Genomic DNA, 18,090 nt, shown 5'->3' on the forward strand with positions numbered 1-18,090 from the left:
TAATTTCCAGAAGTTTTATGAGTGAAAAAGTTCGAAATATGTTTGCGGATATCGCTGATGATTACGATCGGGTGAATTCTATTCTTTCGTTTGGTATCCATCATATATGGAGAGATCGTACGGTTTCTTTAAGTGGTGCAAAGGTCGGGGACCGGGTATTGGATTGTGCAACGGGAACAGGGGACCTGGCATTAGAATTTAAAGAGGCCGTCGGCCATGAGGGCTATGTGCTCGGGACTGACTTTTGTGCCGAAATGATTGAACATGCCCCCGAGAAGGCTCAAGAAAACAATTTGGTGGTCGATTTTGAAGTTGCTGATGCGATGGACTTGCCGTATGAGGATAATATTTTTGATATTTCGAGTATCGCCTTTGGCATCCGCAATGTCGATGATCCTGTACAAGCACTAAAAGAGATGTCTCGCGTTGTGGTGCCCGGAGGTAAAGTTGTTGTACTGGAATTTGGACAACCCAAAGGATTACTAAAATATCCTTATGAATTATATAGCCAATATATTATGCCTACATTGGGAGGGTGGATAAGTGGCAATAGAGAGGCCTATACGTATCTGCCACGAACAAGTGCGAAGTTTCCTGCCGGGCATGATTTTATAGCACTGATGGAAGAAGCAGGATCATTTTCGGGGCAGTTTTTTGAAAAGCTGACCGGCGGTATTGCCTACGTTTATGTAGGCACCGTACAATAAAACATCTATATTATTACACATTTAAAGTAAAATATTACGAGACTATGGACCAGTTAACAATTGATGAAATTAAAAAGCTAATTCCCCACCGATACCCATTTTTGCTGGTAGATCGGGTGTTGGAAGTAGAAGAGGGACGCATTTTATCATTAAAAAACGTCACGGCTAACGAGGATTTTTTTAACGGGCACTTTCCCAAACGTCCCATTATGCCGGGCGTTCTTCAGGTTGAGGCTATTGCTCAGAGCGGTTGTTTAATGTTGATGCATTCTCATATTGACAATCCGGAAGACTATATACCGGTTTTTACGGGGATCAACAGAGCGAAATTTCGCAAGTCGGTCGTACCGGGCGATCAGCTCAGAATGGAAGTAAAGTTGGTTCAGGAAAAGCGAAATTTTTATAACATGACGGCTGAAGCCCGGGTTGATGATAAGGTCGTCTGCGAATTGGATGCTACGGCAGCCATAGTTCCAAGCGAGGATTAAATGAGTACACAACAATCTTCTGATCGCCCTAAAAAAGTTACTACGCAGACTGTTGTTGAAATGAAACAGCAGTCTGAGAAAATAAGCATGCTGACTGCCTACGACTATACCATGGCTCGGATTGTAGATCAGGCGGGTATCGACGTCATCTTGGTGGGAGATTCGGCCAGTAATGTGATGGCCGGCTTTGATACCACCGTGCCTATGACAATGGAGCAGATGATTTATCATGCTTCGTGCGTAGTAAGGGGAGTGGAAACAGCTTTAGTTATTGCTGATTTGCCGTTTATGAGTTACCAGGTGACAGCTGAAGAAGCGCTGGAAAATGCGGGACGCATGATGAAAGAAGCAGGGGCCCACGGTGTTAAATTGGAAGGCGGTAAGCCGGTTGTAAATACCATCGCTAAAATTGTGGAAGCTGGGATTCCTGTTATGGGCCATCTGGGGCTGACTCCACAGAGTATTTATAAATTTGGTACGTACAAGGTGCGAGCCACGGAAGAGACCGAAGCAGATCAGCTTATCGAAGATGCTAAACAATTGGAAGAGGCGGGGTGTTTTGCCATAGTATTAGAAAAGATTCCAGCTGAACTGGCAGAAAAAGTAACAGCAGCAATTTCGATCCCCACCATCGGTATTGGTGCCGGGTCAAAGTGCGATGGACAAGTGCTGGTCACTCATGATATGCTGGGACTTAACAAGGAGTTTAAACCGCGATTCCTCCGCCGATATGATGATATGCATTCTTCTATGACTAATGCTGTTCAGAAATATATTACGGATATAAAATCCGGAGACTTTCCAAATGAAAATGAGCAATACGATTAATAAAACCCATTTATGAGTACATCTGACAAGAATCCGGTAATTTTAGTTTGTAATGATGACGGCATTTTCTCACCCGGTATTCGAGCCCTTGCCCAGGTTGCCGATGAGTTTGGGGATGTGGAAATTATCGCCCCCGATCGTCAGCAAAGTGCAGTAGGGCACGCCGTTACAGTAAATACGCCGCTTCGGTCACGTTCTTTTCAAATTGATGGACGCTTTAACGGACAGGCGGTGACGGGGACGCCCGCGGATTCTGTGAAGTTAGCTCATGATCAGTTGATGCAACGCAAACCGGATCTGGTTGTTAGTGGTATAAATCATGGTAGTAACGCCGGTATCAATATTTTGTATTCAGGTACGGTAAGTGCTGCTACGGAAGGTACAATACTGGGATATCCATCTATAGCGGTAAGTTGCACGGATTATGATGAGGATGCAGATCTTTCGGGAGCTAAAGATGCCGCTCGAAAAGTTATTGGCTATGTATTAAGTGAAGGACTTCCCAAAGGAGTTACTATGAATCTAAACGTTCCGGCCGGCCCGTTAAAAGGAATTAAATGGGCACGTCAGGCAAATAGCCGCTATGTGGAAGAGTTTGAAGGCCGTGTAGATCCCAATAATAGATCCTACTACTGGATGACCGGTAAACTTGAGCTATTAGATGAAGGCGATGACTTGGATGTTAATGTGTTGGAAAAAGGATATGCTTCGCTGACCCCCATACAGTACGATATGACAGCCTATACGCTGCTCAAGAAAAAGGAAGATATTGAGCTTTAGGTTGTTTAATGCCCTTTGGCTTCGAGCATTTTAACCACATCCAGCCAGAAGTTGTGGTATAACATTTCACGGTCATCTTTGACGCGCATATTCATCTGCTCCAGGTGAGAGAGGTTGGAGGTTTCAATATGTTCGCCCCATTTAGCACTTTCGACCGATACCATTCCATCATTGGGTCCCTCCAGATCAAATATATGCTTGTTTTGATAGCGTGCAATAACACGAATGGGTTCAGTCGTTCCTTTACCCACTGCTGAGGTATAAGAATAGTATGGAATGTCATCGACGTTTGGTGTGGCGGGGTTAAAAACCTCGGTAACATATTTGCGTGTCAGTTGTGCAGCAGAACCTACTGAATCACTTTTTGTATGTGGATAAATACGATCGCCCATCCAATCGAGGAAATCTCCTAATTTATCACGGATTGCATCGGGTGTTTTCAGCGTGAGTTCCGCCAGGCTTGTTCCACGGTGCGGGGTGCTAACCGTCGTAAATGAGGCAACATGAGAAGCAATATCCAAATTTGAAAGAGCATAGCGCATGTCGAGACCGCCCATGCTATGAGCTACAATATTAACCTTGCCATTGGGTACGTTTTCTGAGAGTTCTTTGATGAGTTTTACCCATCCCTTAGCCCGGGTTTCTATTTTGGCGTAAGGAACAATATTTGGTGCAAATGCCAGCACGTTGTGAGATCGAAGTAGTAACGCTACATCAAAAAGCGGTGAAGGTTTTACCAGTGATGCGATGGCCCCATACCCGTGGCAAAGTAATACGGGGTGGTTAAGCTGTACAATTTCTGGTTCGGGAAATTGGTTTAGCTCAAACCGTTTGAGCCATCGGTCGGTATCAAGACGATCAATCATATTAAGAATTTATTTTGGGCGGTGAAACGATCCGAGCACCCGCTTTTTTTAGATCAGGTAATGTTTCTATCAACCACTCAACGGTTGTTTCTGATCCGGTTATTAATGCTAAAAATGATCGAGTATTGGATTGTAATAAAGCAAGTTCTTCAAAAAAAGCTTCTTGTCCCATTTGTTCATGTAATTGTTGGGCATTGGATGCATCAATAAACGTAAGCTTGTTAAATTTATTTACCAGCTCTGAGCTATTACTTTTTGTGACCAAGACCCGTGCGTTGGGAGAGATATCCTGTAGCCGATCGAGTCGGGAATGGGCTGCTTCTGGATTAGTTTTGATCAGATCCTTTCCATTTTTGTTTTGAAACCAAAATATCATAGAATGATATTCTCCATTGAGGTCTTTTTTTAAGGTTTGTGCCTCCATGGGCTGTTCAATTTTCAATACCAGGGGGATGGATTCGGCAAGAGCATTTAGTTTTGAAATCACATTAGATTCTGGTAGCTCATCAAAACTTAATAGCAGGCTAATATCATTTTGTTGCAGCGAAAGTTTGGGATCGGTTTGAAGTGAAACAGTTCTAATTACAGTGCCACTATACAATAACTGAATATTAATATCTTTTTGAGGGAAGCTGACTCGGGCCGGCGTTTGAATATCGTAGGGAAAAAGAGCATCGTTGAGCTCGGCATGGAACTGGGTTTTTGAAAATCGGTAGGGTAGTCCTACATAATATGTTTTACGAGATAAATTTGAATCGACTGGCGTTTTGGCAACAGATACCTGATCATCAGAAATGTTAAAATTCGAGAATTGTTGGTAGATAAGCGAGTCTGCCTGGCCCAGTGAAGTAAGCCTTTTTGCGGAGTTATCAGACGTAGAAAAGAGGATGAATCCACTTATAAAACACGATACTAACAGCAGAATTGCTATTAGTTGTTTTTTCTTTTGTTCCTTCAAGCCAGTTGTCGATATTAAGTTGGCATTTTTGCCGTCTAATAATAGGTGTTATTCTATTGGAAATCTATGAATAATTTCTTGAATTAGGCGAATTGTAAGTACTAATTTAATCGACTCGACTTCCCCGGCAAATGGCTTATAGCTTTGAATTGGTAGAAACATCTCAGCAAATTGATGCATTTCATCAGTTGCCATTTCGAATTTATAAAAACTATCCCCAATGGGCACCGCCATTTCGTTCTGAAATAGAAAGCATCTTTGACCCTAATAAAAATGTGTTTTTCAAAAAAGGAGAATGCGAGCGGTTTCTTGTTAAAGAAGGGAAAGAGGTGGTGGGGCGTTTTGCGGTGATGAATACCCCGGAGCGTGATAAAGTTCTCGATCCGACAATGGGCGGTATGGGATTTTTCGAAATGCAGGATGACCCAACGATTGCCCAGGCCATCGTCAACTTTGCGGTCGACTGGCACCGGAAACGAGGTTATAACGCAATGCGCGGTCCCATCAATTTTGGCGAAAACGATACCTACTGGGGGTTGCTTGTTGAAAACTATGATGAGCCTCCTATTTATGGCATGTTTTACCATCCGCCGTATTACAAAGAATATCTGGAGGATACCGGAGCGGTAAAACTTGATGATCACTGGAGCTACAAGCGTAGTTTCGATCAGCCGATCCCGGATCGCATGAAGAGAATTACAAACCGCATAGAAAACAGATCTGATGTGATGCTGCGGTCACTCGACAAAAATAATATTTATCGGGACGCAGAATATATTCGCCAGATTTATAACGAGGCCTGGAGCCAGCAAGACATTACTGACCGTGAAGCGGAATTTACCGAACTTACACAGGATACGGTTGAGGCAATGATAAAAAAATTAAAGCCGGTCCTAATACCCGAAAGTGTACTTATTGCTTTTGTGGATGGTGAGCCAGCGTCTTTTGTGGTCTGTGTTCCTGATCTCAATGAGTTGTCAAAAGAAACGGGGGGGAGACTTCGTTGGTGGCATTATCCCAAACTGATGTGGTTTAAGCGCCGCGCAAGACACTTGAGGACTCTCGTCTACGGCACGCGACCAAAATATCGCAAAATAGGTCTCGAGGCCCTAACCTTTACACGGGGCATTCAGTTTACCAAGAAGGCCGCACCCGCCCTGGAATACTTGGAAGGCGCATGGGTCAGTGAGAGTAATTGGTTGATGCAAAGAAGTTTAGAAGCCTTGGGCTGTTTTCATCATAAAACACACCGGACCTATATGTGGGAGTTTTAATGTTCGTTAACTCAACTTGAATTAAACGAATTGTTCGGTTACCTTAAGTAGTAAATAAAAAATAGGAAGGTGAATATCATTATGGATTGGTCATTGTTTGATTTAACACCGAACCCGGTGTTAATCTACGATAGGGATTCGCTGCAAATTTTAGAAGCGAACAAATCCTTTTTTAATAAATACGGTTACGCTCGTGATGAATTAGAAAAACTAACGATGTATGATTTACATCCCGGCGAAATGCATCAAGAGCTACAATGTTTTTGGGATCATAAAGAGGATGAAAAACTTAGTCTAAAAAAGGTAGTTCGTCATTGCTCAAAAGATAACTCTCTTTTTTATGTACAGGTTTCTTCCCATGCCTATAAAAATGGGTACGAAAATGCCCGTCTGGCATTTATCCACGATGTGACCGAACGTGTGGAAGCGGAAAAAAGGGCAAAAAGTGCGTTCAATGAATTAAATCATCATGTGAACCACAGTCCGCTGGCTATGATAAAATGGGATGAGAACTATGAAATCATTGAATGGTCGGATCGAGCACGGGAAATTACGGGTTATACCAAAAATGATGTATTTGGACACACACCCGAGTTCTTTGATTTTTATGAAGATGGGTTAATTAGTGTACAGCAGGATATGAATTACCTGCTTTCGGGCGAAAGTGATCGGTCCCAATTTGAGACAAGGGTATACCATAAACAGGGCTATTTGGTTGATATTAACGTACACTCCTCGGTTTTGTGTGACGATAGTGGTAATTTAATTTCGGTGTTAACTTTTATTGAAGATGTGACCGAAAAAAAACGGGCAGAGATTCGGTATCAGCGGCTCTTTGAGAATGCCAACGATGGCATTTTTATCATCAAAGATGGTAAGTTTATTGAATGCAACAACCAAGTGGTTAATATTTTTGGCTTGGATGACAGAGATCAGATTTTGGGGAAAAATCCCACTGATTTTTCTCCCGAATATCAGTTAGACGGACAAAAATCTGATGTTAAAGCACGCAAAAAAATACAGCAAGCGTTTGAGGGAAATCCACAAGTTTTTGAGTGGCGGCATCAGACATTAGAGGGCAAGCCAGTTGATGTGGAGGTGAGTTTAAACCGCTTGGAGTTGCCAGAGGATGAATATGTGCAGGCTATAGTACGTGATTTAACCGAACAGAAGAAAGCACAGGAAAAATTACGGAAGAGTGAGGAGTTATTCAGAAAGCTGTTCCTGAAAGCACCAGGGGCTATGGTAATGATTGATCCTCAGAATAGAGTGCGGAAAGTAAATAAAAGCTTCGAAGAACTCTTCGGATATACCGAAGAAGAATTGTTGAATCAGGATATTGACGAAATAATTGTTGGGGAAGAAGATGATCAGATTGTGCCTCGGATGCCTGATAAAGGTTTTGAGGAGGATAAGTTTTACACTGATATCATTCGATATAGCAAAGGGGGAGAGAAGCTGAACCTGTTGTTAGGGGCTATTCCGGTTTATTTGGATGGTCAACCGATTGCCGGCTTTGGAATATATGTGGATATTACCGAACAGAAAAAATACCAGGAACAGTTACAGCAGTCAGTTAAAGAAAAACAGGTATTGTTAGAAGAGATACATCACCGGGTAAAAAATAATCTGGCCATTATTTCCGGGATGCTGCAGCTGCAAGCATTTGAGGCCGGAAATGAAGAAATTCGGAATGCCTTAAATGATGGCCAGATGCGAATACAGTCTATCGGTATTGTGCATGAATTGTTGTATCAATCCGAGAACTTTATCGATATCTCATTTGAGGAATATATTACAAAACTAATTGATACCATTAAAAACACTTTGCCATTTGATCATCAACACATCGATGTAGAGGTAGATACCGGGGATGTACTGTTAGATATTAATCAGGCCATACCCAGTGCTATTATAATTAATGAACTGGTGACGAATGCTTATAAGCATGCTTTTGATGCGAATGAACGGGGTACTATCGAAATCCTGCTGAAAGAGAAAGCACAAGCAATTTCAATTATTGTACGGGATAATGGTGCTGGCCTGCCAGGTGGTTTTTGTATAGAAGGACAAACATCGATCGGAATGAATTTGATAGAATCTTTAACCGATCAACTTGAAGGGGAACTTTTTTATACTTCGGATGGTGGAACGGAGTTTAAAGTTGTGTTTGAAAACAAAAAACAAAATGGAAGTGGTAGTATGTTGAGCGTTAATGGTAACAACGTGCACTAAGTAATTGAAAAGATATGTGAAAGTACTTTCCGGGCAATTTCTTTTTTTAGTCCTTCAAACCGCAAGCTGTCTTTCTTACTTATCAAATACACACTGTTTTTGTCGGATCCAAAGCCGGCTTCCGCTTCGTTAAGAGAGTTTGCTATAATCCAATCGGCATTTTTCTGCTCTCGTTTAGCTTGGGCGTTTTCCAGTAGATTTTCGGTTTCCATCGCAAAGCCGATAAGAACTTGTCCCTCTTTTTTATGATCGCCGAGCCAGGCTAAAATATCGGTTGTTTTCTTGAGCCGAATGGATGATTCGGCCTGGTCTTTTTTTACTTTTTGGGGATGAGTTTTTTGCGGAGTGAAATCTGAAATGGCGGCAGCCATAATTACCACATCCGCATCCGCATGGTTTTTCACCTGCTCAAAAAGTTCCCGGGTAGATTCAATTTCAATGGTCGCTATCCCTATGGGTTTGGATAAGGAAACCGGACCATGAACCAAGATGACTTCTGCACCCAATTGTTGTGCTGCTGCAGCCATGGCAAACCCCATTTTGCCCGAGCTGGGATTAGAGATAAAACGAACGGGATCAATATGTTCTCGAGTTGGTCCTGCGGTAACAAGGACTTTTTTGCCCGCTAAGGGACCTTCTAAACGATGTTGTTCAAGAATGGTATCGCATTTTTCGAGGATACGATCCGTTTCGGGTAATCGCCCCTTGCCTTCTAACCCGCTGGCCAAATATCCTTCTTCCGGCTCCAAGATGTGATAACCGAATTCTTGAACAGTTTTCAGATTCTTTTGCACGGCCGGTGACTCATACATCTCACCATCCATGGTGGGACAGATAAGTAGGGGGCAACGCGCGGCCAATACCGTTGATGTAAGCATATTATTAGAAATGCCATGCGCGATTTTTGCGAGGGTATTAGCCGTACAGGGAGCAATTACAAAAAGATCAGCCCATTCGCCCCAAGAGATATGTTGAGTCCATGATTGGGTTGCAGCCTCATTTTCTGGGAAAACATCAACGGCAACTTCATGTTTGGAGAGAGAAGAAAACGTTTCGGTACCTACAAATCGAGTTGCAGAGGGAGTCATTGCTACACGCACCTCAGCACCGGACTTCTGTAAGGCACGTAAAAGAAAAGCAGCCTTGTAGGCTGCTATTCCTCCGGTAACTCCTAATATTATCCGCTTGCCGGATAACATAAATTAATCTTCTTCTTGTGGATAACGGAAATAGATTTCACCGCTTTCCATCTCCTCAACAGCACGCTGCGTAGCGTGGGGAAGTTTTTCAAACTCTTTGGAGATATTTTCTTGCTCTTCGTTGAAGGTGAACTCATCGTCGTCCTCAAAGCCTTCAAAGTATTTCAGTTTTTCATCAAGCTGAAGCTTTTCTTGGGCTGCAATCTGCCGGGCCCTTTTAGACATAATGGTAATCAGCTCGTACTGATTTCCGGTGTCTTTGTTCAGTTTTTCAATATCTAATGTTTTAATACCCATGTTGTAATCCAGCTTTTAGTCAGTGATAAAGGGTTCTATAATATTCTTGACTTCTGTGTATGCTTCTTCAAGATCGTCATTAACAACAGAATAATCGAAGCGATCGGCATAATTCATTTCCATTTCTGCTCGTTTTAAGCGTTGTTGTAGTGAGCTTTCTGTTTCACTGCCTCGCTTAGAGAGCCGGTCTTTGAGCTCATTCATCGAGGGCGGTTCAATAAAAATGGAAATGGCGCCCGAATTGTAGAGCCGCTGCACGTTGAGGGCTCCCTTCACTTCGATATCAAGCAGAGGAAAATACCCAGATTCCACCAGTTTATCAACTTCAGATCGCAGGGTGCCGTAGCGATTGCCACTGTAATGCTCCCACTCTAAAAATTCTTCATTCTCTATTTTTTGATCAAATTCCTCGTCGCTTAAAAAGTAATAGTCTTCACCGTCGGTTTCTCCTTTGCGTGGGTTCCGTGTCGTAGCCGAAGTGGAAAATTTAATCCTGGGATAATCATTCAGCAAGCGCTGGGCAATGGTGGTTTTTCCGGCTCCGCTTGGTGCTACAATGACAATAACTTTTCCGGGCGTGGGTTTACTCAACGTTTTGTACCTGTTCTCTTATTTGTTCTAAACTTTCTTTTGCTTTGACGATATACTGTGAAATCTCCGAGTCGTTGGCTTTGGAACCAATGGTGTTGATTTCACGATTTATTTCCTGGCTAAGGAAGTTCAGACGCCGTCCCACCGCATTGTCATTATTGACTGCTTCTCTGAAGAATTTGATATGGGATTGGGTGCGAACAATTTCTTCAGTAATATCCATTTTGTCGACCAAAACCGCCACTTCCATCTCCAGACGGTCCGGATCAATTTTATCGCTTTCGATTAATTCGTTGATGCGTTCAATAAGATCTTCTTTAACTTGTTCGGAGCGTCCTTCCACTTTATCCATGACAATATTCAACATTTCCTCAATGTGATCGATACGCTGATTGAGATCATTTTCAAGCTGACTTCCTTCCTGTAGTCGCATATTCTTTAACTCTTCACCGGCTTCCTCAATCGCTTGTTGTGCAAGCATCCAGATCTGTTCTTTGGTCTCTTCGTCGTCTTTACGAGATTCGAAGATGTCGTTAAATTCAAGGAAAGTTTTTAGGGTGATAGGCTCTTCAATACCCGCAGCTTTGCGCAAATCGTTGAGCATTTCCTTATAACCTTGAACCAGATTTTCATTAAAGGTAATTTCGGGTTCGCCGGTGTCTGATTTGTCAACACGAATCGAAACATTCACTTTTCCTCGTTCAACATGCTGTTGCAGAAGTTCTTTAATATCCAGCTCATGATTTTGCAGCGATTGTGGCAGGCGCAAAGAAATATCCAGATAGCGACTATTCACTGATTTCAGTTCAACCGTTACTGTAATACCGTTTTCTGAAGCTTCGCCGCGACCGAAGCCCGTCATGGATGTAATCATGTAGCTGTTGGTTTATTCCGATTTTTGAAAAAGCTAAGATAAGAAACTCTGTTGCCCGATAAAATTAACCTTCTTTTTATATCGATGATAATTTCTTCCTGCTATACCGATATTAAAAAAAAGCCATCCAAGACAACAGGATATCCGTTGCCTTCGATGGCTTAGAAGTTGCAATAAAATAATAGGATATTAGTTTTTAAGGGATTTCATATCAATCACGAATCGATATTTTACATCCGAATTGACAACCCGTTCATAAGCTTCGTTAATATTTTGTATATCTATCATTTCAATATCGCAGGTAATTTCGTGTTCTCCACAAAAATCCAGCATTTCCTGTGTTTCTTTAATGCCTCCTATAATAGAACCTGCTACACGCTTGCGGCCGCCAATTAAACCTCCACCGTGCATCTCTTCAAGCGGTTCAATAGCTCCGACTAATACCATCGTAGCATCAACAGCAAGCAGCTGAATGTACGGGTCTAAATCGTGTTTAACAGGAATGGTGTTAAGTAGAAAATCGAAAGAGCCTTCATGTTCGTTCATCTGCTCTTGATCGGTGGATATGAGAACCTCATCCGCCCCCAGTCGTTTAGCATCGTCGGCCTTTTCCGGAGAGCGAGTAATCATAACGACTTCGGCTCCCAGGGCATCAGCAAATTTAACGCCCATGTGACCAAGTCCGCCAAGACCGATTACGCCTACTTTGTCACCTTCTTGTACATTCCAGTGGCGGAGCGGAGACCAAGTTGTAATTCCGGCACAGAGCAGAGGTGCTGCTGCATTGGTATCAATATTGTCGGGCACATTTAAGACAAATTCTTTGTCTACCACAATCTGTTCTGAATAACCACCAAACGTGTGTCCGCCCAAATGCTCATCCGGTCCATTATATGTTAATACTGCCCCCTCTTCACAAAATTGTTCAAGGTCATTTTTGCAGTGCTTGCACTGTTGACAAGAATCGACCATGCAGCCCACACCAACAAGCTGACCTTCAGAGAAATCTTCTACATTTGATCCTACTTCGGTAACGCGCCCAATAATTTCATGACCGGGCACAACGGGATATTTTGAGTTGTTCCAGTCATTTCGAACCTGGTGAATATCACTATGGCAGACACCACAGTATGTGATTTCAATCTTAACATCGTCGTCTTTAACGCCCCGGCGTTCGATGTTATATGGTTCTAAGTCCGCTTCAGGGTCATGTGCTGCAAATGCATTAACAGTGTTCATTGAAAATAATCTTAATTTAAAATTGATTTGATTGAATGTTTAAACGTCAGACAAGACTATTACATTCAATAATTTTTACTGAAAGATTATTGAATTTTTCGGATCACAGATTGCGCTAACTGCTCTGCTTTTTCAGGAGTAATACCTTCGGAATAAACCCGAATGATCGGTTCAGTATTGGACTTTCGAAGATGAACCCAGCCGTCTTCAAAATCTATTTTTACACCGTCAGTCGTGTTGGGATTATATTCCTTATAGATGGTTTCTGCCTTTTCGAGCAAGGCATCACCGTCAACATCAGCCAACTGCATCTTGTCTTTTCGCATGTAATAATTGGGAAGATTGTTGCGGTATTCATCAGCACTGATTTCTCTTTCGGCCAGTAATTGCAGAATCATAGCTACACCCACCAATGCATCCCGCCCGTAATGCAGGTCGGGATTGATGACACCGCCATTTCCTTCCCCCCCAATTACGGCATCAACTTCCTGCATCTTTTTTACTACGTTGATTTCTCCAACCGACGATCGATGACATTCTTGCTCGTACTTCTTAGCTACATCTTCGGCCACACGAGAAGAGGACAAGTTAGTTGTACAGGCTCCTGTTTTTTTATCCAACAGAAAATCGAAAGCCGCAGCCTGGGTGTATTCTTCCCCAAATAGATTACCCTTATTCGTTACCAGTGCCAGCCGGTCGGCATCGGGATCGGTGACGATGCCCAGATCACAGTTTTGCTTTTTGACAAGTTCACAGATATCCCCCAAATGCTCGGGCAAAGGTTCTGCAACGTGAGCAAAAAGTCCGGTGGGGTCATCGTTTATAGCATGAACTGTTTCGACACCGAGAGCCTCCAATAAACGGGGAAGACTTACAGCGCCGGTTCCATTTACTGGATCAATAGCGACTGAAAAGTCATTTGAGGCGATCAAGTCAGCATTGATATAGGGAAGGTCCAGAATTTTTTGGATATGATAGTCCAGCAGGTCGTTATCTTCAGTCACTTTTCCTACTTGGTCATATTTTTTGTAGGAATAAGATTCATTTTCGCTAATCTCCATAACTTTTTTGCCTTGGGCATCATCCAGGAATTCACTTTTGCTGTTCAGTAACTTCAGAGCATTCCACTCTTCAGGATTATGGCTGGCAGAAATAATAATAGCACCATCAGCCTGATGTTTGAGTACCCCCATTGCTACTGTAGGTGTCGGAGCAACACCGGCTTTTACGACATCACATCCTACCGATTGTAGCGTAGCGCAAACAATATCCTCACAAATTTGTCCGGTAACGCGGGTATCGCGACCCACCACAATTTTTCCTCCTCCCGTCCATTGACCAAAAGCAGCTGTGAAGCGGGTTAGATTTTCGGGAGTTAAATCAGTGCCAAAAATGCCCCGGATGCCCGAGACTGAAATCATTAAACTCATAGATATATAAAAGTTTGAATCTCATTATGAACTCATTCAGAATCTTAAAGATGCTGAGATAAATTCATAATGATGGTTGATAAAATAGTTTTTTCAGAAGTATAAAATTCAGGTAAAAGTTATCTGACGTTCACTGCTTGCCTTTCCATGTTTCTTCGCGGACACCGGCATGTTTGTTTTCATAGCGCGCGATCACAAAAAGGAAATCAGAAAGACGATTGAGGAATTTTATGCAGTTATCAGAAATATCGTCCACATTGGCGCATTTCACTGTAGCACGCTCGGCGCGACGGCAAATAGTTCGTGCTATGTGTAATGTTGCGCCCGGTTGGGAGCCGCCCGGCAAAACAAAGTTCTTTAGGCTTTCCAGATTCTCTTCAAGTGTATCAATGGCATCCTCTAAAAAAGAAACATCATCCGCTGAGATACGGTCGATTCGGGTTTGGGATGATGGCGGGGTGGCCAGATCGGCGCCGAGGGTAAAAAGTAGTTCCTGTACTTTGCGCAAATATTTTGTACCAGATTCTGAAAGCTCATAGCTGGCCGCCAATCCGATAAATGAATTGAGCTCATCAACCGTACCATAAGCTTCAATACGCTCGTTGGATTTGGGGACGCGCGTTCCGCCAAAGAGCGAAGTTTCTCCTGAATCGCCTTTCTTGGTATAAATCTTCATGAGATGTTAGTGTGATAAAAATTGAGTAGCTTAAAGTACGGAGCGTACAGCTTTTTTTCAGGTTTATTATCAGCCTTAGCTGTTGTTTATTGTTACATATCCATTGCCCAATGGTTCAGCAGTGACGCCAGAATGTTCCAGCTTTTCAAGGGCTTCTAAAAAACGATCTGTTTGATTAGATCTACAAGCCATTTCCAGGGTCACTTTTTCCAGGTACTCAGCATCCAGCTCTTTGAGATCAAAACGATTTTTAAGCTGATCAATTTCCTTTTGCTGGTTATAGGGATAGGTAATCTCTACATTTTGGGTAGGAATGAGGGTACTTAAATTAGCTTTATCGAGGCAGAGCTCGGCCGATCGTCCGTATGCCTGAATCAATCCCGACGTCCCTAAATTTGTACCCCCGTAATAACGAACTACAATGCATCCGCAATTAACCACTTCGTAGGATTTTAGCTTGTTTAAAATCGGTTTCCCCGCCGTGCCACTCGGTTCCCCGTCATCCTGAGAAAACTCCTCTATCTTGTTGGGATTGATGCGCCAGGCATAGCAATGGTGGGTGGCGTCGGGATATTTTGATTTAATATCATCAAGTTGGTGTTCAAAGTGTTCTTTTGATGAAGTAGGAACCAGGTAGCCAATAAATTTTGAGCCTTTTTCTCTGAAAGATGCTGAAAAAGTTTGTTGAACGGTTTTCAATGTGTTCAAGTTATTATAAATACCAGGTAATAGTTATTATAAATGCCAATGAATAATAAAGAACCAATAACAATCAATTAGTGTACTGACAATTTAGAACATTTCTGAATAAGATTTTACCCTTAAAACTACGTTGCAGAACCTTGCCTTTTTATCCATTTAAACACATCTTCAACTCATTGGATTAGGAGTTCAAACGTTGGCGTTTTGCAGCGGTTATTCACAAAGATTAAATATTATCAGTTACAATGCCATCATTTTTAGACGCGCTAAAATCTCAGGTTGGTCGTAAGATATTAACGGGCGTAACCGGAGTTGGATTAATCATATTTATAATATTTCATTTGCTGGGTAATCTCACCCTTTTCGGGGATGCAGCTGCCTTCAACCAATACACCGAAACTCTCGAAAGCTTAGGTTGGATATTGTATATCCTCGAGGCCGGTTTGGGGGTTGCTTTTCTGTTGCATGCCTACGTCGGTATTTCGATCTGGCGGCAACGCAGAAAGGCACGTCCCGAAGGCTATGAAAAATACCAAAGTAAGGGAGGACCCAGCCACCAGTCTTTTGCTTCAAAATCCATGATTTTTACCGGCATCGTCTTGCTGGTATTTTTAGTACTTCATGTAGACATGTTTAAGTTCCATGATACAGGATTTATCACTGCTGAAGGCATTGATGGGCTGGGCTTGAAGGGCGTTGTTATTCAAACTTTTCTTAACCCGATGTATGCTTTTGGCTATACCGCAGTAATGATTTTGTTAGGTACCCATCTAAGTCATGGATTCTGGAGCGCGTTTACTTCGCTGACGATGAAGCATAACAAATATTCTTCTTTGATCTACACTGTAGGAATTATTTTTGCCGTGTTGATGGCGGTCGGATTCCTATTTATTCCCCTTTATATTTACTTTGGCGGAGGTTGTGAAGCCGCCCTCATTCAGTGCCAATAATCATTTTGTAAATCCATTATAGACTTATGAATTTAGACTCAAAAGTTCCTTCAGGGCCGCTCGAAGATAAATGGTCCAAGCATTTGAATGATATTCAACTTGTAGCTCCCAATAATAAGCGAAAGCATGATGTTATTGTTGTGGGTACCGGTTTGGCAGGTGGATCTGCTGCGGCAAGTCTTGCAGAGTTGGGATACAACGTAAAAAGTTTCTGTATTCAGGATTCTGCTCGTCGTGCTCACAGTATTGCTGCCCAGGGTGGAATTAATGCTGCCAAAAATTATCCGAATGACGGGGATACCATTTGGCGCCTGTTTTATGATACGATTAAAGGAGGCGACTATCGTTCACGTGAATCCAACACGTACCGATTAGCTGAGATATCAAACGAAATTATCGATCAGGCGGTAGCGCAGGGAGTTCCTTTTGCCCGTGAATATGGCGGACTGCTTGCCAATCGCTCATTTGGTGGGGCCCAGGTTTCCAGAACATTTTACGCTCGTGGACAGACGGGACAGCAGTTGCTGCTTGGAGCGTATCAAGCGATGATGCGACAGGTCAATGAGGGTAAAATTGAGATGCATACCCGCCACGAAATGCTCGACCTGGTAGTTATCGATGGCAAAGCACGCGGTATTGTTACCCGTGATCTTGTTTCTGGTGAAATTCAGCGCTGGATGGCCGATGCTGTAGTGCTGGCCAGCGGTGGATATGGAAACGCTTTCTATCTTTCAACTAATGCAAAGAATTCAAATGTAACGGCCGCATGGCGCTGTCATAAACGCGGAGCGGCATTTGCTAATCCATGCTACGTACAGATTCACCCAACCTGTATTCCTGTTTCCGGAGATTATCAGTCCAAGCTTACGTTGATGAGTGAGAGCCTCCGTAATGACGGACGTGTTTGGGTGCCCAAGGACAAAGAGGATGATCGTCATCCCAATGATATACCTGAAGACGAGCGCTACTACTATTTAGAAGAAAAATATCCGGCATTCGGGAACTTGGTTCCTCGTGATGTGGCGTCCAGAAATGCTAAGCTTGTCTGTGACGAAGGTATGGGAGTTGGTCCTACTGGACGTGCTGTTTATCTCGATTTCCGGGATGCTATACAACGTGAGGGCAAAAAGGCCATTTCTGATAAGTACGGCAATCTATTTGAGATGTACGAAAATATTACGGATAACAATCCTTATGAAGAACCCATGCGCATTTTCCCCGCCGTACACTATACAATGGGCGGTCTTTGGGTTGATTACAATCTCATGAGCAATATCCCCGGATTGTTTGTGGCCGGAGAGGCGAACTTCTCAGATCACGGTGCTAACCGACTGGGGGCAAGTGCACTTATGCAGGGGCTGTCAGACGGATACTTCATCATCCCGTATACTATTGGTAACTATATTGCCGGTACGGAACTTGATGAAGTCAGTAAGGATCATGAAGCCTTTGATGAAGCGGCAGATAATGCTCAGGATCAAATTGACAAGTTGTTCGAGGTTGACGGGGATAAGAGCGTTATTGAATTTCATCGTGAACTCGGACAGATTATGTGGGATAAAGTTGGAATTTCGCGAAGTGAAGAAGGTCTTAAAGAGGCTATCAGTGAAATTCAGGATCTTCGGGAAGAGTTCTGGAACAATGTTCGTGTTCCGGGCGAATCATCCAACTATAACAAGTATCTGGAGTTTGCCGGCCGTGTAGCTGATTTTCTTGAACTCGGTGAGTTGATGGCAAAAGATGCCCTGCATCGCGATGAGTCATGCGGTTGTCACCTTCGTGCGGAACATCAAACAGAAGAAGGGGAAGCACTCCGTAACGACGAAGAATATTCATATGTAGCAGCTTGGGAATTCCAGAATGTAAATGGTGAACTAGAGGAAGAGCTGCATAAAGAAGATCTGGAATTTGAATTTGTAGAACTGAAGCAACGCAGTTATAAATAATAGCATGCGGAATACACTGATTCCACTAATTACTACAGATTTGAATCTGT

At 42.8% G+C, this 18,090-nt stretch carries 18 protein-coding genes; 8 read left to right on the plus strand and 10 right to left on the minus strand.

The window, feature by feature from the left end:
• Positions 1–17 precede the first annotated feature (17 nt).
• From ubiE to surE, 4 genes are read left to right on the plus strand one after another with little or no spacing between them, the layout of a single operon-like run.
• Positions 18–707, plus strand: a complete 690-nt coding sequence (gene ubiE / locus ACQ76V_RS03505; RefSeq protein WP_440999093.1) for a bifunctional demethylmenaquinone methyltransferase/2-methoxy-6-polyprenyl-1,4-benzoquinol methylase UbiE — start codon at positions 18–20, stop codon at positions 705–707.
• 44 nt (positions 708–751) lie between these two features.
• Positions 752–1,195, plus strand: coding sequence for a 3-hydroxyacyl-ACP dehydratase FabZ (fabZ, locus tag ACQ76V_RS03510; protein WP_440999094.1), 444 nt, complete (start codon positions 752–754; stop codon positions 1,193–1,195).
• Positions 1,196–2,023 (plus strand): 3-methyl-2-oxobutanoate hydroxymethyltransferase, encoded by an 828-nt coding sequence (gene panB / locus ACQ76V_RS03515; protein WP_440999095.1) that lies wholly within the window; start codon positions 1,196–1,198, stop codon positions 2,021–2,023.
• A 12-nt stretch (positions 2,024–2,035) separates the two neighbouring features.
• On the plus strand, positions 2,036–2,803 hold the full coding sequence (gene surE / locus ACQ76V_RS03520; RefSeq protein ID WP_440999096.1) for a 5'/3'-nucleotidase SurE: 768 nt from the start codon (positions 2,036–2,038) through the stop codon (positions 2,801–2,803).
• Between the two features lie 5 nt (positions 2,804–2,808).
• On the opposite strand, the gene ACQ76V_RS03525 is transcribed toward surE, so the two are convergent.
• Positions 2,809–3,669 carry an esterase/lipase family protein gene (locus ACQ76V_RS03525; RefSeq protein ID WP_440999097.1) on the minus strand — a complete coding sequence of 287 codons (861 nt, stop codon included), beginning with the start codon at positions 3,667–3,669 and terminating at the stop codon, positions 2,809–2,811.
• Between the two features lies 1 nt (position 3,670).
• Positions 3,671–4,627: a hypothetical protein gene (locus ACQ76V_RS03530; RefSeq protein WP_440999098.1), complete on the minus strand. Its 957-nt coding sequence runs from the start codon at positions 4,625–4,627 to the stop codon at positions 3,671–3,673.
• A 131-nt stretch (positions 4,628–4,758) separates the two neighbouring features.
• Between ACQ76V_RS03530 and ACQ76V_RS03535 the strand changes: the two genes are divergently transcribed.
• A complete protein-coding gene (locus tag ACQ76V_RS03535) occupies positions 4,759–5,901 on the plus strand; it encodes a hypothetical protein (RefSeq protein ID WP_440999099.1) in 1,143 nt (380 codons plus the stop codon).
• An 81-nt stretch (positions 5,902–5,982) separates the two neighbouring features.
• The gene (locus ACQ76V_RS03540) at positions 5,983–8,136 is read left to right on the plus strand and encodes a PAS domain S-box protein (protein ID WP_440999100.1); all 2,154 of its coding nucleotides are present in this window, start codon (positions 5,983–5,985) and stop codon (positions 8,134–8,136) included.
• Here ACQ76V_RS03540 and coaBC read toward each other — a convergent pair.
• The 8 genes from coaBC to ACQ76V_RS03580 all read right to left on the minus strand — a co-directional run bounded on the left by coaBC (position 8,133) and on the right by ACQ76V_RS03580 (position 15,150).
• Positions 8,133–9,335 carry a bifunctional phosphopantothenoylcysteine decarboxylase/phosphopantothenate--cysteine ligase CoaBC gene (coaBC, locus tag ACQ76V_RS03545; protein WP_440999101.1) on the minus strand — a complete coding sequence of 401 codons (1,203 nt, stop codon included), beginning with the start codon at positions 9,333–9,335 and terminating at the stop codon, positions 8,133–8,135. The two genes, ACQ76V_RS03540 and coaBC, sit on opposite strands and share 4 nt — an antisense overlap.
• 3 nt (positions 9,336–9,338) lie before the next feature.
• Positions 9,339–9,632 (minus strand): DNA-directed RNA polymerase subunit omega, encoded by a 294-nt coding sequence (locus tag ACQ76V_RS03550; RefSeq protein WP_440999102.1) that lies wholly within the window; start codon positions 9,630–9,632, stop codon positions 9,339–9,341.
• 15 nt (positions 9,633–9,647) lie between these two features.
• A complete protein-coding gene (gene gmk, locus ACQ76V_RS03555) occupies positions 9,648–10,223 on the minus strand; it encodes a guanylate kinase (RefSeq protein ID WP_440999103.1) in 576 nt (191 codons plus the stop codon).
• Positions 10,216–11,097 (minus strand): YicC/YloC family endoribonuclease, encoded by an 882-nt coding sequence (locus tag ACQ76V_RS03560; RefSeq protein WP_440999104.1) that lies wholly within the window; start codon positions 11,095–11,097, stop codon positions 10,216–10,218. Before ACQ76V_RS03560 ends, gmk begins: the two co-directional genes overlap by 8 nt.
• Positions 11,098–11,286: 189 nt before the next feature.
• Positions 11,287–12,336 carry an NAD(P)-dependent alcohol dehydrogenase gene (locus ACQ76V_RS03565; protein ID WP_440999105.1) on the minus strand — a complete coding sequence of 350 codons (1,050 nt, stop codon included), beginning with the start codon at positions 12,334–12,336 and terminating at the stop codon, positions 11,287–11,289.
• Between the two features lie 86 nt (positions 12,337–12,422).
• The gene (glmM, locus tag ACQ76V_RS03570) at positions 12,423–13,766 is read right to left on the minus strand and encodes a phosphoglucosamine mutase (protein WP_440999106.1); all 1,344 of its coding nucleotides are present in this window, start codon (positions 13,764–13,766) and stop codon (positions 12,423–12,425) included.
• Positions 13,767–13,896: 130 nt separating this feature from the next.
• Complete coding sequence (locus tag ACQ76V_RS03575; RefSeq protein ID WP_440999107.1) at positions 13,897–14,442, minus strand: cob(I)yrinic acid a,c-diamide adenosyltransferase; 546 nt, start codon at positions 14,440–14,442, stop codon at positions 13,897–13,899.
• A gap of 75 nt (positions 14,443–14,517) precedes the next feature.
• Positions 14,518–15,150, minus strand: a complete 633-nt coding sequence (locus ACQ76V_RS03580) for an IMPACT family protein (protein WP_440999108.1) — start codon at positions 15,148–15,150, stop codon at positions 14,518–14,520.
• Between the two features lie 239 nt (positions 15,151–15,389).
• On the opposite strand from ACQ76V_RS03580, the gene ACQ76V_RS03585 reads away from it, so the two are divergent.
• A complete protein-coding gene (locus ACQ76V_RS03585; protein WP_440999109.1) occupies positions 15,390–16,094 on the plus strand; it encodes a succinate dehydrogenase cytochrome b subunit in 705 nt (234 codons plus the stop codon).
• 26 nt (positions 16,095–16,120) lie between these two features.
• Positions 16,121–18,040: a fumarate reductase/succinate dehydrogenase flavoprotein subunit gene (locus tag ACQ76V_RS03590; protein ID WP_440999110.1), complete on the plus strand. Its 1,920-nt coding sequence runs from the start codon at positions 16,121–16,123 to the stop codon at positions 18,038–18,040.
• Positions 18,041–18,090 lie beyond the last annotated feature (50 nt).

The organism is Fodinibius sp. SL11 (genome assembly GCF_052060035.1).
Classification (GTDB): domain Bacteria; phylum Bacteroidota; class Rhodothermia; order Balneolales; family Balneolaceae; genus Fodinibius.

What these genes read in the sequence shown, in the direction of transcription:
- ACQ76V_RS03590 (WP_440999110.1), top strand. Translation starts at nt 16,121, where the DNA reads ATGAATTTAGACTCAAAAGTTCCTTCAGGGCCGCTCGAAGATAAATGG.
- fabZ (WP_440999094.1), top strand. Translation starts at nt 752, where the DNA reads ATGGACCAGTTAACAATTGATGAAATTAAAAAGCTAATTCCCCACCGA.
- coaBC (WP_440999101.1), bottom strand. Translation starts at nt 9,335, where the DNA reads ATGTTATCCGGCAAGCGGATAATATTAGGAGTTACCGGAGGAATAGCA.
- ACQ76V_RS03575 (WP_440999107.1), bottom strand. Translation starts at nt 14,442, where the DNA reads ATGAAGATTTATACCAAGAAAGGCGATTCAGGAGAAACTTCGCTCTTT.
- ACQ76V_RS03550 (WP_440999102.1), bottom strand. Translation starts at nt 9,632, where the DNA reads ATGGGTATTAAAACATTAGATATTGAAAAACTGAACAAAGACACCGGA.
- ACQ76V_RS03535 (WP_440999099.1), top strand. Translation starts at nt 4,759, where the DNA reads ATGGCTTATAGCTTTGAATTGGTAGAAACATCTCAGCAAATTGATGCA.
- ubiE (WP_440999093.1), top strand. Translation starts at nt 18, where the DNA reads ATGAGTGAAAAAGTTCGAAATATGTTTGCGGATATCGCTGATGATTAC.
- ACQ76V_RS03560 (WP_440999104.1), bottom strand. Translation starts at nt 11,097, where the DNA reads ATGATTACATCCATGACGGGCTTCGGTCGCGGCGAAGCTTCAGAAAAC.
- ACQ76V_RS03540 (WP_440999100.1), top strand. Translation starts at nt 5,983, where the DNA reads ATGGATTGGTCATTGTTTGATTTAACACCGAACCCGGTGTTAATCTAC.
- panB (WP_440999095.1), top strand. Translation starts at nt 1,196, where the DNA reads ATGAGTACACAACAATCTTCTGATCGCCCTAAAAAAGTTACTACGCAG.
- glmM (WP_440999106.1), bottom strand. Translation starts at nt 13,766, where the DNA reads ATGAGTTTAATGATTTCAGTCTCGGGCATCCGGGGCATTTTTGGCACT.
- ACQ76V_RS03585 (WP_440999109.1), top strand. Translation starts at nt 15,390, where the DNA reads ATGCCATCATTTTTAGACGCGCTAAAATCTCAGGTTGGTCGTAAGATA.
- ACQ76V_RS03565 (WP_440999105.1), bottom strand. Translation starts at nt 12,336, where the DNA reads ATGAACACTGTTAATGCATTTGCAGCACATGACCCTGAAGCGGACTTA.
- ACQ76V_RS03525 (WP_440999097.1), bottom strand. Translation starts at nt 3,669, where the DNA reads ATGATTGATCGTCTTGATACCGACCGATGGCTCAAACGGTTTGAGCTA.
- surE (WP_440999096.1), top strand. Translation starts at nt 2,036, where the DNA reads ATGAGTACATCTGACAAGAATCCGGTAATTTTAGTTTGTAATGATGAC.